The organism is Sphingomonas sp. TX0543, assembly GCF_048565505.1.
GTDB lineage: Bacteria > Pseudomonadota > Alphaproteobacteria > Sphingomonadales > Sphingomonadaceae > Sphingomonas.
Map to the genome: position 1 here is coordinate 153,169 of NZ_JBLZUS010000003.1, position 22,293 is coordinate 175,461.

26 protein-coding genes are annotated in these 22,293 nt (G+C 63.6%); 14 read left to right on the top strand and 12 right to left on the bottom strand.

The window, feature by feature from the left end:
- The first annotated feature begins 270 nt into the window (after positions 1–270).
- The 4 genes from ACM61V_RS18470 (at position 271) to ACM61V_RS18485 (ending at position 3,246) form a co-directional block, all read left to right on the top strand.
- Positions 271–948: a type IV toxin-antitoxin system AbiEi family antitoxin domain-containing protein gene (locus tag ACM61V_RS18470; protein WP_419714398.1), complete on the top strand. Its 678-nt coding sequence runs from the start codon at positions 271–273 to the stop codon at positions 946–948.
- Positions 941–1,813, top strand: coding sequence for a nucleotidyl transferase AbiEii/AbiGii toxin family protein (locus ACM61V_RS18475; RefSeq protein ID WP_419714399.1), 873 nt, complete (start codon positions 941–943; stop codon positions 1,811–1,813). Before ACM61V_RS18470 ends, ACM61V_RS18475 begins: the two co-directional genes overlap by 8 nt.
- Complete coding sequence (locus tag ACM61V_RS18480; protein ID WP_419714400.1) at positions 1,794–2,705, top strand: abortive infection family protein; 912 nt, start codon at positions 1,794–1,796, stop codon at positions 2,703–2,705. Before ACM61V_RS18475 ends, ACM61V_RS18480 begins: the two co-directional genes overlap by 20 nt.
- A gap of 325 nt (positions 2,706–3,030) precedes the next feature.
- Positions 3,031–3,246: a hypothetical protein gene (locus ACM61V_RS18485; protein ID WP_419714401.1), complete on the top strand. Its 216-nt coding sequence runs from the start codon at positions 3,031–3,033 to the stop codon at positions 3,244–3,246.
- Positions 3,247–3,565: 319 nt separating this feature from the next.
- On the opposite strand, the gene ACM61V_RS18490 is transcribed toward ACM61V_RS18485, so the two are convergent.
- On the bottom strand, positions 3,566–3,964 hold the full coding sequence (locus ACM61V_RS18490) for a response regulator (RefSeq protein WP_419714402.1): 399 nt from the start codon (positions 3,962–3,964) through the stop codon (positions 3,566–3,568).
- A 207-nt stretch (positions 3,965–4,171) separates the two neighbouring features.
- Between ACM61V_RS18490 and ACM61V_RS18495 the strand changes: the two genes are divergently transcribed.
- The 3 genes from ACM61V_RS18495 (at position 4,172) to ACM61V_RS18505 (ending at position 6,101) form a co-directional block, all read left to right on the top strand.
- Positions 4,172–4,636: a PAS domain-containing protein gene (locus tag ACM61V_RS18495; RefSeq protein ID WP_419714403.1), complete on the top strand. Its 465-nt coding sequence runs from the start codon at positions 4,172–4,174 to the stop codon at positions 4,634–4,636.
- 11 nt (positions 4,637–4,647) lie between these two features.
- Positions 4,648–5,232: a sensor histidine kinase gene (locus ACM61V_RS18500; protein ID WP_419714404.1), complete on the top strand. Its 585-nt coding sequence runs from the start codon at positions 4,648–4,650 to the stop codon at positions 5,230–5,232.
- 194 nt (positions 5,233–5,426) lie between these two features.
- Positions 5,427–6,101: a hypothetical protein gene (locus ACM61V_RS18505; RefSeq protein ID WP_419714405.1), complete on the top strand. Its 675-nt coding sequence runs from the start codon at positions 5,427–5,429 to the stop codon at positions 6,099–6,101.
- A gap of 7 nt (positions 6,102–6,108) precedes the next feature.
- On the opposite strand, the gene ACM61V_RS18510 is transcribed toward ACM61V_RS18505, so the two are convergent.
- The 5 genes from ACM61V_RS18510 to cyoA are packed head-to-tail and all read right to left on the bottom strand — an operon-like array spanning position 6,109 to position 10,946.
- Positions 6,109–6,840: an SURF1 family protein gene (locus tag ACM61V_RS18510; protein WP_419714406.1), complete on the bottom strand. Its 732-nt coding sequence runs from the start codon at positions 6,838–6,840 to the stop codon at positions 6,109–6,111.
- Positions 6,841–6,847: 7 nt separating this feature from the next.
- Positions 6,848–7,246 (bottom strand): cytochrome o ubiquinol oxidase subunit IV, encoded by a 399-nt coding sequence (gene cyoD / locus ACM61V_RS18515; RefSeq protein ID WP_419714407.1) that lies wholly within the window; start codon positions 7,244–7,246, stop codon positions 6,848–6,850.
- Entirely contained in the window at positions 7,243–7,878 is a 636-nt protein-coding gene (gene cyoC, locus ACM61V_RS18520) for a cytochrome o ubiquinol oxidase subunit III (protein ID WP_419714408.1), read from the bottom strand. Before cyoC ends, cyoD begins: the two co-directional genes overlap by 4 nt.
- A gap of 1 nt (position 7,879) precedes the next feature.
- On the bottom strand, positions 7,880–9,880 hold the full coding sequence (gene cyoB, locus ACM61V_RS18525) for a cytochrome o ubiquinol oxidase subunit I (RefSeq protein ID WP_419714409.1): 2,001 nt from the start codon (positions 9,878–9,880) through the stop codon (positions 7,880–7,882).
- 22 nt (positions 9,881–9,902) lie between these two features.
- Positions 9,903–10,946, bottom strand: a complete 1,044-nt coding sequence (gene cyoA, locus ACM61V_RS18530; protein WP_419714410.1) for a ubiquinol oxidase subunit II — start codon at positions 10,944–10,946, stop codon at positions 9,903–9,905.
- A gap of 190 nt (positions 10,947–11,136) precedes the next feature.
- Here cyoA and ACM61V_RS18535 point away from each other — a divergent pair, with 190 nt between their 5' ends.
- Positions 11,137–12,468 (top strand): MFS transporter, encoded by a 1,332-nt coding sequence (locus tag ACM61V_RS18535; RefSeq protein ID WP_419714411.1) that lies wholly within the window; start codon positions 11,137–11,139, stop codon positions 12,466–12,468.
- 34 nt (positions 12,469–12,502) lie between these two features.
- Here the strand turns inward: ACM61V_RS18535 and ACM61V_RS18540 are convergent, their stop codons facing one another.
- On the bottom strand, positions 12,503–12,655 hold the full coding sequence (locus ACM61V_RS18540) for a hypothetical protein (protein ID WP_419714412.1): 153 nt from the start codon (positions 12,653–12,655) through the stop codon (positions 12,503–12,505).
- A 147-nt stretch (positions 12,656–12,802) separates the two neighbouring features.
- Between ACM61V_RS18540 and ACM61V_RS18545 the strand changes: the two genes are divergently transcribed.
- Positions 12,803–13,654 carry a type IV toxin-antitoxin system AbiEi family antitoxin domain-containing protein gene (locus tag ACM61V_RS18545; RefSeq protein ID WP_419714413.1) on the top strand — a complete coding sequence of 284 codons (852 nt, stop codon included), beginning with the start codon at positions 12,803–12,805 and terminating at the stop codon, positions 13,652–13,654.
- Positions 13,651–14,586: a nucleotidyl transferase AbiEii/AbiGii toxin family protein gene (locus ACM61V_RS18550; RefSeq protein ID WP_419714414.1), complete on the top strand. Its 936-nt coding sequence runs from the start codon at positions 13,651–13,653 to the stop codon at positions 14,584–14,586. The genes ACM61V_RS18545 and ACM61V_RS18550 overlap by 4 nt, the downstream gene beginning before the upstream one ends.
- A gap of 54 nt (positions 14,587–14,640) precedes the next feature.
- Here ACM61V_RS18550 and bktB read toward each other — a convergent pair whose 3' ends face one another.
- From bktB to ACM61V_RS18565, 3 genes are all read right to left on the bottom strand, one after another.
- Entirely contained in the window at positions 14,641–15,822 is a 1,182-nt protein-coding gene (bktB, locus tag ACM61V_RS18555) for a beta-ketothiolase BktB (protein ID WP_419714577.1), read from the bottom strand.
- Between the two features lie 106 nt (positions 15,823–15,928).
- Positions 15,929–16,399: a DUF983 domain-containing protein gene (locus tag ACM61V_RS18560; RefSeq protein ID WP_419714415.1), complete on the bottom strand. Its 471-nt coding sequence runs from the start codon at positions 16,397–16,399 to the stop codon at positions 15,929–15,931.
- Positions 16,392–17,993, bottom strand: coding sequence for a phosphoenolpyruvate carboxykinase (locus ACM61V_RS18565; RefSeq protein ID WP_419714416.1), 1,602 nt, complete (start codon positions 17,991–17,993; stop codon positions 16,392–16,394). Before ACM61V_RS18565 ends, ACM61V_RS18560 begins: the two co-directional genes overlap by 8 nt.
- 123 nt (positions 17,994–18,116) lie before the next feature.
- On the opposite strand from ACM61V_RS18565, the gene ACM61V_RS18570 reads away from it, so the two are divergent.
- From ACM61V_RS18570 to ACM61V_RS18585, 4 genes are all read left to right on the top strand, one after another.
- Positions 18,117–18,446: a helix-turn-helix domain-containing protein gene (locus tag ACM61V_RS18570; protein WP_419714578.1), complete on the top strand. Its 330-nt coding sequence runs from the start codon at positions 18,117–18,119 to the stop codon at positions 18,444–18,446.
- Positions 18,436–20,133: a SulP family inorganic anion transporter gene (locus ACM61V_RS18575; RefSeq protein ID WP_419714417.1), complete on the top strand. Its 1,698-nt coding sequence runs from the start codon at positions 18,436–18,438 to the stop codon at positions 20,131–20,133. The genes ACM61V_RS18570 and ACM61V_RS18575 overlap by 11 nt, the downstream gene beginning before the upstream one ends.
- A 23-nt stretch (positions 20,134–20,156) precedes the next feature.
- Complete coding sequence (locus ACM61V_RS18580) at positions 20,157–20,465, top strand: alkylphosphonate utilization protein (RefSeq protein ID WP_419714418.1); 309 nt, start codon at positions 20,157–20,159, stop codon at positions 20,463–20,465.
- 133 nt (positions 20,466–20,598) lie between these two features.
- Positions 20,599–20,727: a hypothetical protein gene (locus ACM61V_RS18585; protein ID WP_419714419.1), complete on the top strand. Its 129-nt coding sequence runs from the start codon at positions 20,599–20,601 to the stop codon at positions 20,725–20,727.
- Positions 20,728–20,864: 137 nt separating this feature from the next.
- Here the strand turns inward: ACM61V_RS18585 and ACM61V_RS18590 are convergent, their stop codons facing one another.
- Both ACM61V_RS18590 and ACM61V_RS18595 read right to left on the bottom strand, forming a co-directional pair.
- A complete protein-coding gene (locus ACM61V_RS18590; protein ID WP_419714420.1) occupies positions 20,865–21,092 on the bottom strand; it encodes a hypothetical protein in 228 nt (75 codons plus the stop codon).
- Positions 21,093–21,145: 53 nt separating this feature from the next.
- Entirely contained in the window at positions 21,146–22,234 is a 1,089-nt protein-coding gene (locus ACM61V_RS18595) for a calcium:proton antiporter (RefSeq protein WP_419714421.1), read from the bottom strand.
- Positions 22,235–22,293: the final 59 nt, after the last annotated feature.

Here is a 22,293-nt window from a genome sequence, read left to right on the forward strand (position 1 = left end):
CTGACGTTTCTCGATCGCTGTCGCCTTACGCTAAGCGTGCAACCAACTTCAACGCGCCCCGCTTTCTCCTTTTTCTCGGCGGAAGGTCCAGCCCTGCAACTGGCGTTCGTCGAGGAAATGAGCCTTGAGGTCGGAAAGTTCGGGCTGTTGCGCGGGAGCTTTCAAGCCTGCCAGACTACAAGCTTGCGTTGGCCACCTGAAACAATCAAGCTCCCACGTTAAATTAGAAAATTCTGGAAACTTTCATAAATTGGAAGTATCAGGAATTTTATGTCCTCACTCGCACAACAGATCTCTGCAGCGGGTCTCGCCGATCATATCCTCAGCGAGCGCCAGCTCGGCGACCTGCTGGGGGGCGGTGACGCGCGGCGCTACGGTCTGGTCAACCGGGCGCTCAAGGATGGATCCCTCCTTCGCGTGAAGCGTGGGACTTATGTGCTGGGCAAGCGATATCGAAGCGCAACTGTACATCCCTTCGCCGTAGCGCAGGGTCTCGTGCCGGGCAGTTATGTCTCTTTTGAAAGCGCCCTCGCCCATCATGGCTGGATCCCCGAAGCGGTCTTCGAGACCGCGAGCGTGTCTCCACGTCGCAAGACGTTCCGCTTCGAAACGCCCGATTTCGGCGGGTTCAGCTTCCATCCGCTTGCCATCAAGGATTATCAATTCCTGACAGGCGTCGATCGTATTGTCATGGGCAAGCTCACCGCCTTCGTCGCACAGCCGCTGCGGGCCCTGCTGGACCTCGTGGCGCTCCGCAAGGAACAGTGGGCAGGCACCGAATGGCTGACGCGGGGCATGCGGATCGATGACGAGATGCTCTTCGGGCTCCGAAGGAAAGATTTTGCCAAACTGCGGCCGGTCTACAAGCACAAAGCGGTGAACGGCTTCCTCGCCTCGCTCGAAAGCGTTGTGATGGCGGCGAGGAAGGAGCGATCAGCAGATGATTGATATCATCCAGGAGAAACTGCGCAGCTACGATGCCGCCAACGCGATTGAGGAAGAAAACGCGGTCAAGGAAATCCTCCAGGAAATCGCGCTCTACGCGCTGTGGCGCGGCGATTTCTTCGACGTCGCCCTCTTTCAGGGGGGCACGTCCCTGCGTATCCTCCACGGCCTGCCGCGCTTCTCCGAGGATCTCGACTTCCTGCTGCGTGAGCCCGATGGAGGGTTCGACTGGACGCCCTATCTCAAGACGCTGATTGAGGTGTTCGGCCAGTTCGGGCTGAAGCTCGATGCCCTGCCCAGGACGAAGATGGACACGGCAATCCGCCAGGCGCTGATCAAGAACGATTCCATCGCGAGCCAGCTAGACTTGTCTTTCGCTGGAGCGGGCAAGCCGAAGACGATCCGGATCAAGCTGGAGATTGACGTCAACCCACCAGCGGGCTCGGGCGAGGCATCGACCTATCTCGATTTTCCAACGGATTACGAGGTCCGCCACCAAGATCTGCCGTCCAATTTCGCACTAAAGATTCATGCCCTCCTGTGCCGGGGATTTCTCAAAGGCAGGGATTGGTTCGACTTCTCCTGGTATGTCGCCAAAGGCGTGGCGCCCAATCTGCCGCTTCTGCGGACGGCGCTTGTCCAGGCTGGCCCCTGGGCGGGCGATGACCGCATCGCCGTCGACACGGGGTGGCTGAACGAAGCGCTCGGGAGAACGATCGCAAAGATCGACTGGATGGCGGCCGCTGACGACGTGCGCCGCTTCCTGCGCCCGGCCGAACTCAGATCGCTCGATCTGTGGAGCGAACGCTTTTTCCTCGCCAAACTCGACAGACTGGCTCCGTCACCGGATGCAGCGGCCAAACTATGAGCGTGAATTCTCCCCCTTCGTCGTCAAGGCGCTGGTCGACACGATCACGGGCGGCGCCGGTAACGACAACCGTCCGGCGATCGGCATCTATCGGTCCGGTCCGAAGATCGAACAATTCTTCCTCGATTGCGGTCTCGACATGCGCATCGGCGCGAGTTCGCGCGTGCTGGCGACCACGGATTTCCTGCGCCAGACCGCCAATCATTATGACGGCCAGGGCGATGTCTACATCACGCGCATCATCGAGAAGGTCTGCGATCCGCGCGAATATCTGACGGATCCAGACAAGGCGATCGCGGTTCGCGAGCATCTGAACAAGGCGCTCGCCGCAGACGAACTGGCAGTGGTCATCGTAGGCGGCAAGGCGGTCCTAACCAGACGCCAGAGCTCCGGAACGATCGTCGAACCCTTCATTCAGAAGGTCGAGACGCTCGATTTCGACACGGTGCAGATGGAGATCGCGCGGGCGCTCCCCAATCTCCAGGATGACCCGGAAGATGCGGTCACCGCCGCCTGCTCGCTCATTGAGGCTGTCTGCCGATCCATCCTCATCGAGCTCGGGTCGCCGCTGCCGCCCCGTAAGGACATCGACGGCCTCATGCGCGCGGTCCAGGAACCGTTAAACCTGTCGCCGGGGCGCAGCGACCTGCCCGTTGAAGTGGAGGGCGACATCGGCCAGATCCTAAGCGGCCTCACGTTCGTCGCGAAAGGAATAGGTGCACTGCGAACGCATGGAGGTGACGCCCACGCGCGTGAAAAGGGCTTCCGGCGGATTGACCCGCGCATCGCTCGCCTCGCGATCAACGCGCCCAGTTCGCTGGCATTGTTCCTGATCGAAACCTGGGAACGCCAGGAGAAACGCGCGCTACCGCAGCACGCACAGGACATCTAGGCCGAGGCGCGCGCTGCCCGGCGCTGCCTATGCGCGCCGCGGACATAGGCTTGCCGCCGGTTTTCATTGGTGACGATGCTCGGGTGGAGCGCGAGGTGAGCGGGTCAGCGGCGAGCCCGGACGAGTTCATCGCCATCGAGCAGCTCTGGAAGAGAAAGCTGCAGAGCCGGGAATGGGCCTCAATAGGAACTTGCTAGTGTCCGTGGTGGCCGCTGAATCGGCTTGATGACGGGCAGGCTGCCCGACATGCCCGACACATGTGGGGACAATACGTAGCGACGCTCGCTGACCCAAAGCATAAGCAGCGGAAGCGAAGGAACGAACGATGGCCGCCTTTCGAATCTGCTTCTTCAACGAGATCCCGGATTCGACCGGACATGATCACCATTGCTGCCAGAGAAGCATCGAGATCCTCGAAGCCGCGGATGAGGAGGAAGCCATAGCGCTTGCGATCCGCGAGTTTGAGCAGCTGGAGAAGATCGCGCGCTGGGATCTGCACGCCCGTACCTACGAGTGTGCTCCGCTTGATGTGGGCATCTAATCCGCAAATATCGTTGCGTGCTTAAAATTGACGGGCTGGCTCTTGCGACGTAGCAATCCCGATAATCTTATGCTTTGCGGCTACGATGGTAAGCCGGCGAAGAACCCCAACAAGACGTTTGCCAGTAGCTTGTCGCGACTCAAGCTGCTGGGGATCGCTGGCGTAAGCGGGGGATCGTTTAAGCCTTCGGCATTTCTACTGCACCCAATGCCTGCTGACCGGCATCCCGGCCCACGTCCTCGCAAGAACAGTCTTGTGCGTAATGGGGGCGCCACCGCCGCAAGATCGCGTGTGCGGATCTTGCCTCGATCGCAAGCATCTATGCCAGCGGATGGGGCCTTTTTTCGGCTGGCAAGGTGCGCCGCAGATGGTCGCGGACGACCTCGGCGCTAAACGGCTTCGATATGAAAGTGCCCCGCGCCGGCATGTCGCCCGCCTGCGGCTTCAAAAGGCCACTCGCGACCACGATTTCGATTTCGGGCCAATGGTCGGCGACGTGGCGGGCGAGCGCGAACCCATCCAACGATCCGGGCATCTGCACGTCGGTGAAGAGCAGGGCGATGCCGTTGCCCTTCTCGTCGATGAGCGCTTTCGCATCGTCGCCGTTCGACGCCTCAAGGGTCTGGAAGCCGGCGTCGGCCAATATGTCGCTGATGTGCATAAGGATTAGAACATCGTCATCGACGACGACGGCATATGGATTGGTCGATACGGTCATCACGCACGTAGTCCCGGCAGCTCATCTGCTATCCGACGCCGCCGGCTTGATGGCGGTCAGCTAACTTGGGTTGACGTAACTCATGGGCGCGGCGCTGGTTTCCCGAATTGTCCTATGCGCCGCTATGCGATATCCAACAGCACGCCGCCTACCAATCGGGACAGCGTGGCTCCTCTAAGGGGCATCTAACTGACCGATGGACTTGGCATGACGGAACGGCCTACTCATTCTAAATTGACCGAAAGCCTCGCCCGGACCGAAGCCGGGGAAGCCGACAGCCGGCGTGTCCCCTTCGAGGCGGGGGCTTGGCTTGCCGCGATCGTCGAGAACAGTCACGATGCGATCCTCTCCAAGACGCTCGACGGCATCATCATGAGCTGGAACGCTGGCGCCGAGAAGCTGTTCGGCTATACCGCCGAGGAGGCTATCGGGCAGCCGATCACCATGATCATCCCCGAAGAACGGCTTCACGAGGAAGAGGCAATCATCCTCCAGCTCCGCGCCGGCCAGCGAATCCACCATTTCGAGACGGTCCGCCGGCGTAAGGACGGCAGTCTGGTCGACATCGCACTCACCGTCTCGCCAGTGAAGGACCAAGCCGGCAACGTCCTCGGCGCGTCGAAGATCGCGCGTGATATCTCAGCCGCCAAGGAGGCTGCGGCGCGCCATTGATCCTGCGCGAGATGAATCACCGCATCAAGAATCTGTTCGCGCTCGCCAACAGTCTGGTCGCGCTAAGCGCCCGAGGTGCGAACAGCGTCGATGAACTGGCCGACGACCTCTCAGCGCGGTTGCAATCGCTGTCTCGAGCCCATGCCCTGATCCTGGCCGACTTCAGTGAAGATGGCCGATCGGAAGGAGGCACCACCCTGCCTGCGCTCATCGGCGAAGTGCTGGCCCCGTACAATGACGATTGGCACGCGCGGATCGTCATCGATGGTGATGCGGTGCCGATCGGCCATCAAGCGATGCCGACATTAGGCCTCCTGTTTCACGAACTGGCGACCAACGCCGCCAAATATGGCGGGCTCGCGTCAGTGGACGGCCGATTGCGCATCGACATCGCCGTCGTCGGTGAGCTGGCAGAAATTCGCTGGTGCGAGTCAGGCGGTCCGAAGCGTGATGAGAATACGCCCATGACGCAGGGCTTCGGCAGCAGGCTCGAATTGACGAGTGTCACTACCTTGCGCGGTAAGCTCGATCGCACCTGGCACGATAGCGGGTTGGAGGTTCACATGACCTTTCCGCTCGCGCGGATCGGTCGATAAGCGAGAGCCAAGCCCTTGAACCGTGCAAGCCTTTCTTTCCCTTCTGCCCGGTAGCCATCACCTTCCCGCGTCGCCGCCGCGACCGCCACGGCCTCTGTCTGGCTTGATCTAATCGGGACCGGCTGCGCCTCGTTCGTCCTGGCGCAACGGCGCGCCTTGCAGGCTTTCCGCGCCTGTCTGCGGAATTCGAGGTCATGCCCGGCATAGCGCTGGCCGATGTGCTCTGGACGCGGAGCGCGCCTTACTGGAACGGTGAGATGGCGCACCGCCTGTCCGACAAGCGTGGGGCCGCGGGCGACGCCGCCGTGCCTGGCGCTGTCTTGTTGTTCGCCCAGGGTGCAGGAAGACGGGCGGCATTGCTCGGGCACGCCCAGCCCTTTGTCGTCGCAGAGGCAATCCTCGGCAGCTTCGACGTGCCGGGGCCCTATCTCGTTCTCGTCGTCTGCGAGGTCGACCCACTTGGCAAGGCCCGGGCGCTTCGCGGCTATGCGCAGCCCATCCTGAACGGGCAGCATTTCATGCCGGTCGCGAGCGCCTTTGAGCGGGATGTCTTCCAGGCGTTGATCGCGTTGCAAACCAAGCTCGATGCCCACGGCCTCGAATGCACCGTCAGCCGGACGCTGTCGCCGGCGGGGCCGGGTCAGGACATCGAGATCGCCGTCGAGCACGAGAATGGCGAGCGCCTTTTGTTGCACGCCGTGCTTTGCGCGGACGACGGCGCGAAAGGTGGCGGCAGGAAGGATCAAGCAGCGTCCTTCATCGTCACGCCGCGACGGTTCGCCGATGGCTCGTTCCTGGCCTGGCTCGAGGGCGAGCTGGTGGCGGTGCCCGGCGCGAAGGGTGAGAGTGTGGAGAGGCCGGGCGACTGACCGCCGCTCAGCGGTCTGCGCGGCGCACCACGACGATCCCGACGATCGACAGGATCGCGAGCGCGAACCAGGTCAGGGCATATTCGAGGTGATGATTGTAGAAGCGGACGATCGTCAGTCCGCCGATCGGCTGGCCGGCGGGCGCGCCCGCTGCGGCATCGATGAAATAGGGTGCGAGGCGTGGCACCCCCCTCGCCTTCCCGATCTCGGCGACGTCGCGCGAATACCAGCGCCCTCCCACAGGGTCGTTGCGCCGCAGGAACGCGCCCTTGGGTTCGCTCAACCGCAGAAGCCCTGTGATGGTGACGGGTCCTTCGGGCTCCCCCTCGCGGCGCGCCGTGCGGTCGCGTTTCTCGGGCGGAACGAACCCGCGGTTGACGAGCACCGCCCAGCCCTCGTCGGTGCGGAGCGGCGTCAGCACCCAGTAGCCAGGCCCTTGCTCGGTGACGGCCTGCACCGTCGTCTCGCGATCATTCTCGAAGACGCCGTGGGCGGAGACGTGACGATAGGCGTCGTCCGCCGCGGCGATCCGGGGCCAGCCGTCCGGCCCTGGGGCGGGCGTCGCGGGCGCGCGCACACGCGCATCGACGGCCGCGATCAAGGCGAGCTTCCCGGCGCGGCGCTCGATCTGCCATATGCCGAGGGCCAGGAATATGAGCGTGCAGATGGCCAGCCCGGTGGTCAGCGCCCCTCTGGTCCGGCGCGGCGGGGGAGGTCCTTCGCCGGGCTCTTCGCGCATGCGCCGCTCAGTGGTTCCCCGACATGTCATGCATCTGGGCGACCCCATCTGCGGGCATCGGCATCATGTTCGCGTTGAGGTGGTACATGACCCAGATCGATCCCCCGATCGTAAGCACGACGATGACGGCCGTGAACAGGAAGGCGAGCAAGGTCCAGCCGCCTTCGGAGCGTGTGTCGAGATGGAGGAAGAAGACTACGTGCACGACGATCTGGATCAGGGCCAGGGCGAAGATCAGGATGGCGGTCGTCTGCATGTCCCGCAGCACGCCGGTCATCACCAGCCAGAAGGGTACGGCCGTCAGGACGATCGCGAGGATCGAGCCGATCCAGAAGTGGCGGCTGTTGTGGGCCGATGCCTGTGCGTGCTCGGGGTGTGCGGCCGTATGATGGGAGGGATTGCTCACCGGATGACTCCGAACAGGTAGACGAAGGTGAAGACACCGATCCAGATGATGTCGAGGAAGTGCCAGAACATGCTGAGGCACATCAGCCGGCGCCGGTTCTCGGGAATGAGGCCGCGCTGGCCGACCTGCACGAGCATGACGGTGATCCAGATGAGGCCCACGGTGACGTGCGCGCCGTGCGTGCCGACCAGAGTATAGAAGGCCGAAAGAAAGGCGCTGCGCTGCGGTGTCGCGCCTTCGGCGAAGAGATGCGCGAACTCGTAGAGCTCGATGCCGACGAAGGCCGCACCGAGAAGCCCGGTGATCGCGAGCCATGCCCGCGTGGGGCCGACGCGTCCCTGCTCGATATGGGGGATCGCGGCGCCGAAGGTGATCGAGGAGGCGAGGAGGAAGGCGGTGTTCAGCGCAACCAGCGGCAGGTCGAAGATGTCGCGCGGCTGCGGTCCGCCTGCAAAGCTCGTGCTGACGACGCCGAACATCGCGAAGAGCGAGGCGAAGATGAGCGCATCGCTCATCAGATAGATCCAGAAGCCGAGGATGGTCGGACCGCTGCCGCCATGCTCGTGCGAATGCTCCTCGGTCACATGCCAGACGGGCGCGGCTGCGGCTGTTTCGGTAATCGCGTCGCTCATGTCAGGCCCCCGCCGCAAGCAGCTCTGAGCGCCCGCTTTCTATGGTTGCGACCTCCTCGGCCGGGATGAAATAGTCACGGTTGTAGTTGAAGGTGTGTGCGATCGCGACGACGAGGAGGCCGCCAAAGCTGAGCGCCGCCAGCCACCACATGTACCAGACCATGCCGAAGCCCATGGCAAGGGCGAGCGCGGAGAGGATGACGCCAGCGCCGGTGTTGCGCGGCATGTGGACCGGCCGGAAGCCGCCCGCGGGCCGTTCATAGCCCCTGGACTTCATGTCGTACCAGGCGTCGAGATCGTGGACGACCGGCGTGAAAGCAAAATTATAGGCGGGCGGCGGCGAGGAGGTCGACCATTCGAGGGTCCGGCCGTTCCACGGATCGCCGGTCGTGTCGGCGAGTTGCTTGCGCTTCACGATGCCCATGACGATGCTCATCACGAAGCCGAGGATGCCGACGAGAATGATGAGCGCGCCGATGCCGGCGACGATGAAGTAGGGCTGGATCGAGGGATCGTCGAAATGGTGGACGCGCCGCGTCGTGCCCATCATGCCGACGATGTAGATCGGCGTCCAGGCGACCCAGTAGCCGATCACCCAGCCCCAGAAGGCGACCTTGCCCCAGAACTCGTCGAGCTTGAACCCGAATGCCTTGGGGAACCAGTAGACCATGCCGGCAAACAGGCCGAAGACGACGCCGCCGATGATGGTGTTGTGGAAGTGGGCGACGAGGAACAGCGAGTTGTGGAGCACGAAGTCGGCCGGCGGGATCGCCAGCAGCACGCCGGTCATGCCGCCGACCGTGAAGGTCAGCATGAAGGCGACCACCCATTGCATCGGCAGGTCGAACCTGATGTCGCCCCGGTACATCGTGAAGAGCCAGTTGAAGATCTTCGCGCCGGTCGGGATCGAGATGACCATCGTCGCGATGCCGAAGAAGCTGTTGACGCTTGGGCCGGCACCCATCGTGAAGAAGTGATGGAGCCAGACCAGATAGGAGAGGATCGTGATGACCACGGTCGCGTAGACCATCGAGGAATAGCCGAAGAGCGGCTTGCCCGAGAAGGTCGCGGTGATCTCGGAATAGATGCCGAAGGCCGGGAGCACGAGGACATAGACCTCGGGATGGCCCCAGATCCACACCATGTTCCAGTACATCATCGGCGCGCCGCCGAGCTCGTTCGTGAAGAAGTTGGTGCCGGCGTAGCGGTCGAGCAGCAACAGGAAGAAGGCGGCCGTGAGCGCGGGGAAGATGGCGATCGCCAGCACGTTCGAGCAGAGCGCGGTCCAGCAGAAGACTGGCATCTTCATCATCGACATGCCCGGTGCGCGCATCTTGATGATGGTGGCGACCATGTTGATGGCCGAGAGTGTCGTGCCGACGCCCGCTATCTGGAGCGACCATAGGTAATAGTCGACGCCTGTGTCCGGACTATAGGCGAGCTCGGCAAGCGGCGCATAGCTCAGCCAGCCCGTCCGCGCGAATTCGCCCGCGAAGAGCGAGATCATGCACAGCACCGCGCCCGCCACGGTCAGCCAGAAACTCAGATTGTTGAGAAACGGGAAAGCGACGTCGCGCGCGCCGATCTGCAGCGGCATGACGAAGTTCACGAGACCCACGACCAGCGGGATCGCCACGAAGAAGATCATGATCGTCCCGTGTGCGGTGAAGATCTGGTCGTAATGGTGAGCGTTGAGGTAGCCCTCGTTCGCGCCGAAGGCCATTGCCTGCTGCAGCCGCATCATGATCGCGTCGGAGAAGCCGCGCAGCAGCATGATGATGCCGAGCACGATGTACATGATGCCGATCTTCTTGTGATCGACGCTCGTGAACCACTCCTTCCAGAGATAGCCCCAGAGGCGGTAGCGGGTGATGAGCGCGACGATCGCGACCCCGAGCAATGCGACCACGATGAAGGTGCCGAGGAGGATCGGCTCGTGGATGGGGAAGGACTCCCACGTCAGGCGACCGAAGATGGTCTTGGTGAGACTGGTGCTGGTCATCTGGCTGGTCTCGCGGTCTTGATCATGGGTTCGTCGTGGCGGACGCGCTCGGAGCGAGCGGCCGAACCGGAGACGACATGGGATGGTTGTGCGGGTCGCCGGGGGATGGCCGCGGCACGGGCATGGCGGTGTCGCTGGCGGGCGCGTGGCCGAGACGGCGCAGGCTCTCGGCCGAGCGCGCGCTGTCCTGCGCCATGACATCGACCATGCAGGGCTTGCCGGGCGCGACGCACTGGTTGAGGACGCGGTCGAAGAGCTGCGATTGCACCGCCGCGTAGCGGATCACGGGCACCTTCTCGCTCGGAACCTCGAGCTTGAGATAGTCGGCCGCGTTGAGAGCGCCGCCGCCCTTCTTCACCCCTGCCACCCAGGACGTGAAGTCGGCCTGGCTCATGCCGCGCAGTTGGAAGCGCATGTCGGAATAGCCGCGCCCGGTATAGTTGCCGGAATAGCCCCAGCTGTCGCCGGGCTTGTTGAGTACCGCGTTCAGCTCCGACTTCATGCCGGGCATGGCGTAGATCATGCCGGCGAGGGTCGGGGCGTAGAAGGTGTTGAACTGGCTGGTCGAGGTGATCGAGAAATGGACCGGCACATCGACGGGAACGGCGAGCTCGTTGACCGATGCGACGCCGTGCTCGGGATAGATGAACAGCCATTTCCAGTCGAGCGCCACGACCTGCACTTCGAGCGGCTTCGTGTTCGCCGGCACCGGCCGGCCCGGCGCGATCCGCTCGAGCGGCCGAAAGGGATCGAGCAGATGGGTGCTCGTCCAGGTCACGAGACTGAGCGCGATGATGATGAGAAGCGGACCCGACCAGATGATGAGCTCGAGCGTGGTCGAGTGATCGAAGCTTGGATCGTAGACCTTGTTGGGATTGCCGCGCCGATACCGCCAGGCGAACAGCACGGTCAGCACCATCACCGGTACGATGATCAGCAGCATGAGGCCGACTGCGGTGAGGATAAGGTTGCGCTGCTGGAGCGCGATATCACCCGTGGGGTTCATCACGACCATGTCGCAGCCGCTCAGGAGCGCGAGCGCGCCCGTGGCCAACAATGTGCGCATCCAGCGCCGGATGGGGGATTCTCGCCTAGGCATATGACCCGATAGCCCTCCCGCGGCCCACGCGACTTTGACGCAGGTCAATTGTTATCCGCCGCATATCGGTCACCATCAAACAGGATCGCGAATCAATGCGTTGGTGCTAAAGTGCTCACGGACAGTACAATTTGATGTCGAAGGAGGGAAGCAGGGGATGGTGAGCACGACCATGGAACCGGCGTCGTCCACTCCGCTGGAACGCGACGCGCGCCTGATAAATGCGCGCGAGCATCGCATCAAACCGGGTGAAATTGCGGTCGGTGTCGTTATTGGGCGAACGTCGGAATTCTTCGACTTCTTCGTCTATGCGATTGCCTCGGTGCTGGTCTTCCCCAGCGTCATATTTCCCTTCGTCGATCGGTTGACTGGGACGCTCTATTCCTTTGCGATGTTCGCGCTCGCGTTCATCGCCCGTCCGATCGGCGCGTTCCTGTTCCTGTGGATCGACCGGCAGCATGGGCGCGGCGTCAAGCTCACGATCGCGCTCTTCCTGCTGGGCGGTTCGACGATGGCGATGGCCTTCCTGCCGAGCTACCAGTCGGCGGGGGTCTTCGCCATTCTCATGCTGGGCCTGCTCCGCATCGGCCAGGGTTTCGCGACCGGCGGAACCTGGGACGGCCTTCCTTCGCTGCTGTCGCTGAACGCGCCGTCCGAGCGCCGCGGCTGGTTCGCGATGATCCCGCAGCTTGGAGCGCCGCTTGGGCTTCTCGTGGCCGCGGCCGTCTTCGCTTTCCTGCTGACGACGCTCTCGCCGGCCGATTTCCTCGATTGGGGCTGGCGCTATCCCTTCTTCGTCGCCTTCGCGATCAACGTCGTCGCGCTGTTCGCCCGTCTGCGCCTGATTTCGACGCCGGGTTTCGAGCGCCTCTACGAGAACCGGGAGCTTCAGCCCTCGCCCGTGATGGAGATGTTCCGCGAGGAAGGGCGGACCGTCGTGCTCGGGGCCTTCGCGCCGCTCGCGAGCTTCGCGCTGTTCCATCTCGTCACGGTGTTCCCGCTCTCCTGGGTCATTCTCCACGATGAGGCGCCCGCGCGCTTCCTCGTCATCGAGATCGTCGGCGCGGTCGTCGGCGTCGTCGCGGTCATGCTGTCCGGCGTGATCGCGGATCGGATCGGACGGCGCACGGTGCTCGGCGTATCGGCCGCCCTCATCGCGGCCTATAGTGGGTTCGCACCGCAACTGCTCGGCAAGGGCGACAGCGGCGAGTGGACCTACATGATGCTGGGCTTCCTGCTCTTGGGTCTTGCGTTCGGGCAATCCTCGGGCGCGGTCAACGGAAGCTTCTCGCCCAAGCACCGCTATACGGGAGCGGGCACGACGGCGACGGCGGCATGGCTGATCGGCGCTGGTTTCGCGCCGCTCGCTGCGCTGCTGCTCGCGAGCAATTTCGGGCTGATCGCGGTCGGGGCCTATCTGCTCTCGGGCGCGCTGTGCACGCTGGCCGCGCTCGGCATCAACCGGGAATGGGGGCGCAAGTCGGCCTAGGGCCGACTTCCCCTCGCCCCGCTGAATTTCCCGCTCAATGCGCCGGCGCGAACTGGCGCTCCAGCAGGTCTTGTGCGGCCTGCGCCTCGGCGCTCGGCGGCAGGAAGGTCGGCAGGATGGTCGTCACGATCCAGAAGGCGAGCATGCCGAGGAACACGCCCGCCGCAATTTTGAGAACCTCGCGCATCTCCCCTCCCTTTCGTCCGGCTTGGTCGCGCCAAAGCGGCGTCGTTGGTTTACAAATGCCCCAAGAAGCAAACTCAGGGTGAACGCTTCAGCATATTTCTAAACCAGCTCATTGCCGCTGGTTTGCATCCATGTCAAAATGTTCGTCATGGATGAACAAACGAGCCCTCCGCTAAACCGACTCCTGTCCCGACTGGCGCCCGGGCAGCTGGTCGACAGCGCCTGGCTGCAGGATCAGGGCATATCGCGCTCCTCGATCCATGCCTATGTGAAGAACCACTGGCTCGAGCGTGTCGCCTCCCGGGTCTACCGGCGGTCGGGCGGTTCCTCACCCGGGCTTCGCTGGGATCTCGCGGTCGCTTCCGCCCAGGCGCTGCGGCCGTCGAGCTTCTATGTCGGCGGCCCCACGGCGCTCGATCTTCTCGGTCAGGGGCATTATCTCAAGCTCGGGGGTCCTGCGAAGGTTCATCTCTACGATCCTGAGTTCAGCGCGCCGCCCTGGCTCGGGCGGCTCCCGCTCGACGCGGCGCTCTTCGTCCGCACGCGTTTGCTCTTCTCGAACGTCTCGCTTGGCGTCGAGTGGCGGCGCTATGAGCTCGGCACGGGCAGGCTCGGCAGCGCGGTCAAGGAACCGTCGCGGTCCGATCCCTGGGACAATTTCCTGCGAGTCGCCGGCGAGGAGCGCGCGTCGATCGAAATGCTGGATGAAGTTCCGGAAGACGTGGCCTTCGAACTCGCCGACGAGATGTTCCAGGGGCTCTCCAATCTGCGACCCCGGCTCGTCACGCAGTTGCTCGCAAGCTGCCGCAGCGTGCGGGCGAAACGGCTGTTCCTGTTCTACGCCGATCGCCATGGACATGGCTGGTCCAAACATGTCGACCGGACCCAGGTCGATCTCGGCAAGGGCAAGCGACAGCTCGCGGCCGGCGGCCGGCTCGATCCGCACTACCAGATCACGGTACCGGCCTCCTTCGTCGCGGCGCGGGAAGGCGAGGCATGACGTCGGAGCGCTACATCGACCAGGTGGCGCTGTTGCTGCGCGCGATTCCGCAGATCGCGCCGGAGGCGGACTTCGCCTTGAAGGGCGGGACGGCGATCAACCTGTTCGTGCGCGACCTCCCTCGCCTCTCGGTCGACATCGATCTCGTCTATCTCCCGGTCGCCGACCGCGAGACCTCGCTGCGCGCTGTGAGCGACGGGCTGGACCGCGTCGCCGAGCGTCTCGAGGCGCGGGGCCTGAAGGTCGAGCGGCATCTTCTGGCGGACGGCAAGCGCCTGATCGTCCATTCGGGCGGCGCCGCGATCAAGATCGAGGTTTCCCCGGTTCTGCGCGGCACGGTCTACCCGCCCGAGGTGCGGACAGTTGTCCCGGCCGTCGAGGACCGGTTCGGCTTTGCGGAGATGCAGGTGGTCTCGCTGCCCGACCTTTACGCAGGCAAGATGGCGGCGGCGCTCGATCGCCAGCATCCCCGCGATCTCTTCGACATCCATCATCTCCTTTCCCACGGCGGTATCGACGAACAGCTCTTCCGCGCCTTCCTCATCTATCTCGTCAGCCATCCCCGTCCCATCCACGAACTGCTCGCCCCTCACTGCCTCGACATCTCCGCGCAATATGATGCCGAGTTCGTGGGTATGACGGTCGAGAATGAAAGCCTGGAGACCTTGCTGGCTGCAAGGGATCGGTTGATCAGCCAGGCGGGAGAGATGGCCGGGGCGTCGGGCAGCCGGCGGTTTCTGACGAGCTTCCTCGCGATAGAGCCCGACTGGAATGCTGCCGGCCTAAGCCCAGCTCTCGCGGAACTGCCGGCCGTGCGTTGGAAATTGCTCAATCTCGAACGGCTGCGCGACGCGAATATCGCCAAGTTCACATCACAACAACTGCTGCTCGACCGCTATCTGGACGACGTCGTGCGGGCTGCGAGGTTATAATCATCAATGGCTCCGCACGCTGCCCCGCAGCAGGGAAGCCGGTTCGAACAATCTCTAGACTAAATTTTCGATGATGAGGGCGATACCTTGGCCGCCCCCGATGCACATTGTGATCAAGCCATATTTCCCGCCGATTCGTCTCAATTCGTAAAGGGTCTTGATAGTCAGGATTACCCCGGTTGCGCCGACCGGATGGCCGAGGCCGACGCCCGAGCCGTTTGGGTTCACCTTCTCGGGGTCGAAACCGAGCACCTTGGCGACCGCGGCAGCCTGGGCAGCGAAAGCCTCGTTGCTCTCGATCACGTCGATCCGATCGAGCGTTAGGCCGGCGCGCTTGAGCGCGATCGGCACGGCCTTGATCGGGCCCTCGCCCATATATTCTGGCTCTACCCCGGCGTGGCCCCAGGCCACAATGCGGGCCAGCGGCTTGAGGCCCCGCCCATCGACCGCAGCACGTGTCGCCATCACCACGGCGGCAGCGCCGTCGTTGATGCCTGAGGCGTTGCCAGCGGTGACCTTGCCATCTTTCTTGAACGCCGCCTTCATAGCGGCGAGCGTTTCGAGGTTGGTGTCGCCTTTCACGTGCTCGTCGGCGTCGAACAGGACCGTGCCCTTGCGGGTCTTGATCTCGATCGGGAGTATCTGCTCCTTGAAGCGGCCCTCGGCCTGGGCGCGGGCAGCGCGCTGATGGCTGGTGACGGCCAGCACGTCCATGTCCCGGCGCGACACCTGGTGGCGTTCAGCGATGTTCTCGGCGGTGATGCCCATATGATAGTCGCCGATCGGGTCCGAGAGACCGATGGTCAGCGCGTCTTCGAGCATGACGTTGCCCATCTTCTGGCCAAAGCGCGTCGAATGGTCATGGAACGGCGTGTTCGTCATGGACTCGGCGCCGCCGGCGAGGGTGATCGCTGCCTCGCCCAGCTTCATCATCTGCGCTGCTGAGACGATCGCCTGGATGCCCGAGCCGCAAAGACGGTTGAGTGTGAAGGCCGGCACCTCGCTCGGAATACCGGCATTGAGCGCGCAGACGCGCGCAAGGAAGGCGTCGCGCGCGCTGGTGTTTCCCACCTGGCCGAACACGACGTGTTCGACGTCTCCCGGAGCCACGCCGGCGCGGCGGAGCGCTTCAGCGGCGACCTTGCCGCCGAGTTCAGCGGGTCTGAAGGCTTTTAATGAGCCGCCAAAATCGCCGATCGCCGTGCGCACGCCGCTGACGATATAGATGTCTTCCATAGCAGTCTCTTTCCTTAGCCGCCGAGCGCGGCAACCAAAGCGGCGCGGACGTGCCGGTACGGTAAGGGCCCGGCTTACTTTGGCGGTAACCGTGAAACGCCTGTGCTCATCCGGAGGTGTCCTGACGGCGCCGCGGAAATCCATGCATGCCGAACCACCATTGGACGGCAATGATGGCGCCCTTGGCCGGTTGCAGCAGCCCGATCATCATCACGATCGCCAGGGGAAAGATGATGGCCATCAAGGCCGCGACGGAAAGGTCTGAATCCTTGACGAGCGCGATGATCAGCGGCGCCAGGATATGCCTGGTGAGGAAAATCGAGACATAGGCGGGGAAGTCGTCCGCCTGCTGCGGCGACCAGTCCTCCTCGCACGAGGCGCATTGCGTGACCGGCTTCAGAAAGCGCCGGAAGAGTTTCCCCGTTCCGCAAGAGGGACACCGCCCGAGAACAGCTCGGCCGATCGCAGCCCAGACCGAGGCCGGAGGGGCATGATCGGCCTGCGGGGCGGGCTTTGCCGGGCGGCTTTTCCTGGCGAGCCGATCGCGCAGCGCGTCGAACGCGTCCGGTTCAGGCATCGCTGAGCACACGGGGGCCGGCGGCGATGACGGCGGCATCGACGGCGTCCTCGAACTGGCGGAAATTCTCGGCGAACTGGCGAGCGAGCTTCTCGGCGGTCGCGTCATAGGCGGCGGGGTCGGCCCAGGTCGAGCGAGGATCGAGAATGCGGTCGTCGACGTCCGGCGCGGCTACGGGGACTTGGAATCCGAAGATGGGATCGATGCGGCATGTGATAGTGTCGAGGTCACCGGAAAGCGCCGCGTTCAGCAAGGCGCGGGTGACCTTGATCGGCATGCGCTGCCCCGTCCCATAGGCGCCGCCCGTCCATCCGGTATTGACCAGCCAGCATTTCACCCCGCCCTTGGCGATCCGCTCCTTGAGAAGATTGCCGTAGACGGAGGGGTGGCGCGGCATGAAGGGTGCGCCAAAGCAGGTCGAGAAGGTGGCCGAGGGCTCCGTCACGCCGATTTCGGTTCCGGCGACCCGCGCGGTATAGCCCGAAAGGAAGTGGTACATCGCCTGGTCGGGCGTGAGCTTGGCGATCGGCGGCAGGACCCCATAGGCGTCAGCTGTCAGGAAGATGATGTTCGCCGGCACGGGCCCGAGATTGTCCGCACTCGCATTCGGGATGAAGTCGATAGGATAGGAGCCTCGGCTGTTCTCGGCGAGACTGTCATCGTCGAGATCGATCTGGCGGGTCTCGGGATCGATCACCACGTTCTCGAGGATCGTGCCGAAGCGTTTGGTGGTGGCGTAGATCTCCGGCTCGGCGTCGGGGGAGAGCCGGATCATCTTGGCATAGCAGCCGCCTTCGAAATTGAAGACCGCGGTATCCGACCAGCCATGCTCGTCATCGCCGATGAGGGTGCGGCTGGCATCGGCCGAAAGCGTCGTCTTGCCGGTCCCCGACAGGCCGAAGAACACGGCCGTGTCGCCGGCGGGGCCGATATTTGCCGAGCAGTGCATCGGCATCACGCCGCGCGTCGGCAGCAGGTAGTTGAGAATGCCGAACACGCTCTTCTTCATCTCGCCGGCATAGGCGGTGCCGCCGATCAGGATCAGCTTTTCGGAAAGGTTGACCGCGACGATCGTCTCGCTGCGGCAGCCATGGCGCGCGGGGTCGGCACGGAAGCTCGGCAGGTCGATGATCGTATATTCGGCGGCAAAGCCTTCGAGCTCGTCGGCCGAGGGGCGCACGAGCAGCGTGCGGACGAAGAGACTGTGCCAGGCGAGCTCGGTGACAACGCGGACATTGACCCGGTGCTCCGCCTGCGAGCCGCCGAACAGATCGGCGACGTAGAGGCGATCCCTGCCTTCAAGCGCCTTGATGAAATCGACGCGAAGATTGGCGAAATGCTCGGGCGTCATAGGGACGTTGGTCTTGCCCCACCAGACGCTGGTCTCGGTCTCGGCGTCGCGGACGATATATTTGTCCTGTGCCGAGCGGCCGGTGTGCTTGCCCGTGGCGACGACGAACGGCCCGTCGGCGGCGAGCAGACCCTCACCATTGCGGACCGCCTGCTCGATGAGCTCGGCGGTCCCCAGGTTGCGCTGAACCCTCGCATCCTCGTCGAGAGCGGCAAGCAGGGTTCGGGCAAACAGGTTCGGCATGGCGGAAGGCTCCATAGAGGGGATGCTCCATTCGCGCGGAGCAACATGCAATATCCATCTAGCATATCGAAGCTATGATATGTAAGATTGTGATTTGATGTCTCATACATCATGGAGACGCGATTGATCACCTCTCAGCAGATGCGGGCTGCCCGGGCGATGCTCGGTATCGACCAGCGCCAGCTCGCCGCTCTTTCCGGCGTTTCGCTGCCGACGATCCAGCGCATGGAGTCGTCCGAGGGCCAGGTGCGCAGCGTGGTCGACACGCTGGTCAAGGTCATCAATGCGCTCGAGGCGGCCGGCATCGAGATCATCGGCGAGAATGCGCCGAGTAATGGCGCCGGGCGTGGAGTGCGGCTCAAGGAGACGGCGGCGGGCCGGCAGCCGAGACGGGTGCTTTCGGTCCTGTTCGACCAGGCCGAAGCGCCGGAGGTCGGGAGCAATGTATCATAGCGCGCGGCTGACTGCGTTTACGCCCAAGCTCGTCACGGTTTTCGGCGAAGGCTATTCGCTGGGCCGCTTTCGGCGCGACGCGGTCGCCGGCCTGACCGTTGCGATTGTCGCGTTGCCGCTCGCCATGGCGCTCGCGATCGCCAGCGGCGCGTCGCCCGACAAAGGCCTCGTCACGGCGGTCATCGCCGGATTCCTGATATCCGCGCTCGGCGGGTCGCGCGTCCAGGTGGGCGGTCCGACAGGCGCTTTCGTGGTCGTCGTCTTCAACGTCATCGCCCAGCATGGCTATGACGGCTTGCTGCTCGCGACCCTCATGGCCGGCCTCATGCTGATCGTCGCGGGCTATTCGGGTCTCGGCAGTCTCGTTCGCTTCATTCCCCAGCCGGTGGTCACCGGATTCACGGCTGGCATCGCGGTGATCATCGCGTCCAGCCAGGTGAAGGATTTCCTCGGCCTCTCGATGAAGGCCGTACCGGCAGACTTCATTCCAAAATGGGAGGCCTATTTCGGCGCGCTCGGCAGCGTGCAGGGCGTGACGCTCGCCATCGGCGTGGGGTCGCTGGCGCTCATCGTGGCTCTGCGCAAATGGGCGCCGAAATGGCCGGGCTTCCTGATCGCGGTGGTCGTCGCGGCCGCGATCGTGGCGCTGCTGCATTTGCCCGTGGAGACCATTGGCTCGCGCTTTCCGAATTTGCCGACGGGGTTGTCGGCCCCTGCCCTGCCCGACGTGTCGCTGGCGAAGCTCCAGGCGGTCATGTCGTCGGCTTTCACGATCGCCTTCCTGGCCGGGATCGAGGCTCTGCTCTCCGCGGTGGTCGCTGACGGCATGATCGGCTCGCGGCATCGCTCGAACCAGGAGCTGGTCGGTCAGGGCGTCGCGAACCTTGCTTCCGCGCTGTTCGGCGGCTTGCCGGCGACGGGCGCGATCGCACGCACGGCCACCAATATCCGGGCCGGGGCCATCACGCCCGTGGCTGGCATGATTCACGCCGTGTTCCTGCTGCTGTTCGTCCTCTTCGGCTCCGCCCTCATGGCCTATGTGCCGCTCGCCGCGCTCGCTGCGATCCTCTTCATGGTCGCATGGGGCATGAGCGAGCATCACCGCTTCATTCAGCTCCTGCGCATGCCCAATGGCGACCGCGCGCTGCTGCTGCTCACCTTCGGTCTCACTGTCCTTGTCGACTTGACCGTCGCGATCGGCGTGGGCGTGACGCTCGCGTCGCTGGTCTTCATGATGCGCATGAGCAGGACGGTCGAGATCGCCAACGATCGCAGTGGTGAGGTACGGGAGGGCGAAAGCGAGGAGATCGATCAGCGCGACGCCCTGCCCGATGGGGTCGAGGTTTTCCGGATCGACGGACCGATCTTCTTCGGCGTCGCCAATGAGCTGCTCGACACGCTGCGCCGCATCGGCCGTTCTCCCAGGGTGGTGATCCTGCGAATGCGGCGCGTTCCGCTCCTCGATGCGAGCGGGGTGACGACGATCGAGGAGATCGTCCGTCAAGCGGCGTCGGCGAACACCAGGGTCATCCTTTCGGGTCTCCAGTCGCAACCGCGCGCGATGCTGGAGCGCGTCGGGCTCGGTGCGGGAAGCGAGCGGGTCGTCCTGTGCGAAGACTTTCCGGCAGCCCTGCGCGCCGCGGCGGCTATCACGGCGGCGTCTTCTGGCGCAGCGAATCTCGACTGAACGGTAATCACAGAGGCTTTCCAATGAGCGATACGAGCGACGACTATGTCTATGACGAAGCATCGGGCGAGTGGATCTCCGCCGCAGAGGCGGCGTCCAACGCCGAGGCCGGGCAACAGGTCGAGGTGCGGGACTCTGTCGGCAACCTGCTCGCCGATGGCGACAGCGTCATCACGATCAAGGATCTGAAGGTGAAAGGCGCGGGCCAGACGCTCCGCAAGGGCACCGTCATCAAATCGATCCGGCTGACGGGCGACAGCCAGGAGATCGATTGCCGCTACGAAGGCATAAAGGGCCTGGTTCTCAGAGCCGAATTCGTTCGCAAACACTGAATCTTGCCGGCATTCGGACAGTATTTGAATGATGCGTCCGTTCCGGCTTCTCCCAAAATGGAAACTAAATTCGATGACCTCCCCTGCGTATTTGTGTTAAATAAGCCTGAATTCGCACGGGAGGAGACGCGTCATGCACTTCACGGAGCGCGTGCTGACCGAGGAGCTGGTCGAAGCCAAAGGTTTGCTCAGCCGGGCATTGGCTATTCTGGACGAGCATGAAGAGCATGCCGCGGCCTATAGTGTATGTGAAGCCATCTAGCGGCTGATCGGTGCGCCCAGCACCTTGGAACAATGGTATATGATGACCGGGCGCAACCCGGATGGTTCCGCGCCGCATTGATTGACCGGGATTTGTTTAAAGCACGCGGCGCGAAGCCTGCGCCCGTCCGCCGTTCGTCAGCGGACTGGATCGGCTAACGGCATGGCGTACCACTGCCCGGCGACCGTGCGGATCATGAGCAGGTTTCGGGAATCGTCTTCCGGCTTGAGGACATAGCGATCATGCTCGGCATGCGATTGCAGCCATGATCGTGCCCAGTTAGTGGCCTCGAACTCGCTGTCGAAATGCTCGGCGGTTGCCGGTTCGCCGTCTTCCTTCCCCTGACGCAACAACAGATATTTCATGTGGCGGTCTCCATTTTAAGCGGCCGCAAAGCGACAGCCGCGTTTGCCTTGGTTCAGTTCGAGAGAATGGTGAAAAGGTAAGTTGCAAGCAGGACCAGGTGCACTGCGCCCTGCAATATCGTGGTTCGCCCGGTTCCGAACGAAAGCATCGCGACGCCCAGCGACAGGGCGAGCAGAGTTATTTCGCGCGGGCCGATGCCGAGCGACAGCTGCCAGCCCATAACGAGTGCTGCTACCGCCACTGTAGGAATGGTAAGGCCGATCGTCGCGAGCGCGGACCCCAGCGCCAGGTTCAAGCTGGTCTGAAGGCGGTTCCGGCGTGCGGCCCGGTAGGCCGCCACGCTCTCCGGCGCAAGTACGAGCGCCGCGACCACGACGCCGACAATTGCTCTCGGAAGCGAGATGGCGGCAATGGCCAGTTCCAGCGGTCCCGCGAGATGCTTGGCCAGCAGCACGACCGCGAGCAACGCGATGAGCAGCAAGACCAGCGATAGGGCAGCGCGATGGCTGGTGGGTGGAAGCGCGTGCGCATTGGCCAGGAGATCGCCCTCGCCTGGCGGCAGAAAATAGTCGCGATGGCGGATCGTCTGGACAAAAACGAAAGTGGCATAGAGAGCCAGGGAGGCGATGGCGGTGAAGCCGAGCTGCGCCTTCGAGTAGCTGGGGGCCGAGCTTGAAGCGAAGGTCGGCAACACGAGAACGAGTGTTGCTAACGCCGCCAGCACGCACAGCGCGGCGTTCACCCCTTCGAGTACGAAATATTGTTCGCGATGCCGGATCCCGCCGACGAGCAGGCACAGGCCGACCAGCCCATTCAGGATCAGCATGATCGCGGCAAAGACCGTATCGCGCGGCAGCGTCCCGCTCGCCGGCCCGCTGATCATCATCGAGAGGATCAGGGACGCCTCGATGATGGTGACCGCAACGGCAAGGATCAATGTGCCGAACGGCTCGCCGGTGCGGTGGGCGACCACTTCGGCGTGGTGGACGGCCGCGAGCACCGACATCACCAAAACAATGCAGGTCAGGACGAGGGTGCCTGTCGTGGGGTGAGGGGGCGACAGCCAGAGTAGAGCAAGACCGGCTGCCGGTATCCATGCCGACCATGCAGCAAGTCCTTCGCGACAGAGTTCGCAGAGCATGCGAACCGCCTGCGCTGGCCTGCAGGGCTGCAAAGCCGAAGACATCGATCACCTCGCAC

Excerpts from the sequence above, each read along its gene's own strand:
- ACM61V_RS18575 (WP_419714417.1), top strand. The coding sequence starts at position 18,436 with ATGTATCATAGCGCGCGGCTGACTGCGTTTACGCCCAAGCTCGTCACG.
- cyoB (WP_419714409.1), bottom strand. The coding sequence starts at position 9,880 with ATGACCAGCACCAGTCTCACCAAGACCATCTTCGGTCGCCTGACGTGG.
- bktB (WP_419714577.1), bottom strand. The coding sequence starts at position 15,822 with ATGGAAGACATCTATATCGTCAGCGGCGTGCGCACGGCGATCGGCGAT.
- ACM61V_RS18475 (WP_419714399.1), top strand. The coding sequence starts at position 941 with ATGATTGATATCATCCAGGAGAAACTGCGCAGCTACGATGCCGCCAAC.
- ACM61V_RS18585 (WP_419714419.1), top strand. The coding sequence starts at position 20,599 with ATGCACTTCACGGAGCGCGTGCTGACCGAGGAGCTGGTCGAAGCCAAA.
- ACM61V_RS18485 (WP_419714401.1), top strand. The coding sequence starts at position 3,031 with ATGGCCGCCTTTCGAATCTGCTTCTTCAACGAGATCCCGGATTCGACC.
- ACM61V_RS18565 (WP_419714416.1), bottom strand. The coding sequence starts at position 17,993 with ATGCCGAACCTGTTTGCCCGAACCCTGCTTGCCGCTCTCGACGAGGAT.
- ACM61V_RS18560 (WP_419714415.1), bottom strand. The coding sequence starts at position 16,399 with ATGCCTGAACCGGACGCGTTCGACGCGCTGCGCGATCGGCTCGCCAGG.
- ACM61V_RS18500 (WP_419714404.1), top strand. The coding sequence starts at position 4,648 with ATGAATCACCGCATCAAGAATCTGTTCGCGCTCGCCAACAGTCTGGTC.
- ACM61V_RS18580 (WP_419714418.1), top strand. The coding sequence starts at position 20,157 with ATGAGCGATACGAGCGACGACTATGTCTATGACGAAGCATCGGGCGAG.
- ACM61V_RS18510 (WP_419714406.1), bottom strand. The coding sequence starts at position 6,840 with ATGCGCGAAGAGCCCGGCGAAGGACCTCCCCCGCCGCGCCGGACCAGA.
- ACM61V_RS18595 (WP_419714421.1), bottom strand. The coding sequence starts at position 22,234 with ATGCTCTGCGAACTCTGTCGCGAAGGACTTGCTGCATGGTCGGCATGG.
- ACM61V_RS18550 (WP_419714414.1), top strand. The coding sequence starts at position 13,651 with ATGACGTCGGAGCGCTACATCGACCAGGTGGCGCTGTTGCTGCGCGCG.
- ACM61V_RS18495 (WP_419714403.1), top strand. The coding sequence starts at position 4,172 with ATGACGGAACGGCCTACTCATTCTAAATTGACCGAAAGCCTCGCCCGG.
- cyoA (WP_419714410.1), bottom strand. The coding sequence starts at position 10,946 with ATGCGCACATTGTTGGCCACGGGCGCGCTCGCGCTCCTGAGCGGCTGC.
- ACM61V_RS18535 (WP_419714411.1), top strand. The coding sequence starts at position 11,137 with ATGGTGAGCACGACCATGGAACCGGCGTCGTCCACTCCGCTGGAACGC.
- ACM61V_RS18480 (WP_419714400.1), top strand. The coding sequence starts at position 1,794 with ATGCAGCGGCCAAACTATGAGCGTGAATTCTCCCCCTTCGTCGTCAAG.
- ACM61V_RS18545 (WP_419714413.1), top strand. The coding sequence starts at position 12,803 with ATGGATGAACAAACGAGCCCTCCGCTAAACCGACTCCTGTCCCGACTG.
- ACM61V_RS18490 (WP_419714402.1), bottom strand. The coding sequence starts at position 3,964 with ATGACCGTATCGACCAATCCATATGCCGTCGTCGTCGATGACGATGTT.
- ACM61V_RS18590 (WP_419714420.1), bottom strand. The coding sequence starts at position 21,092 with ATGAAATATCTGTTGTTGCGTCAGGGGAAGGAAGACGGCGAACCGGCA.
- ACM61V_RS18470 (WP_419714398.1), top strand. The coding sequence starts at position 271 with ATGTCCTCACTCGCACAACAGATCTCTGCAGCGGGTCTCGCCGATCAT.
- ACM61V_RS18540 (WP_419714412.1), bottom strand. The coding sequence starts at position 12,655 with ATGCGCGAGGTTCTCAAAATTGCGGCGGGCGTGTTCCTCGGCATGCTC.
- ACM61V_RS18505 (WP_419714405.1), top strand. The coding sequence starts at position 5,427 with ATGCCCGGCATAGCGCTGGCCGATGTGCTCTGGACGCGGAGCGCGCCT.
- cyoC (WP_419714408.1), bottom strand. The coding sequence starts at position 7,878 with ATGAGCGACGCGATTACCGAAACAGCCGCAGCCGCGCCCGTCTGGCAT.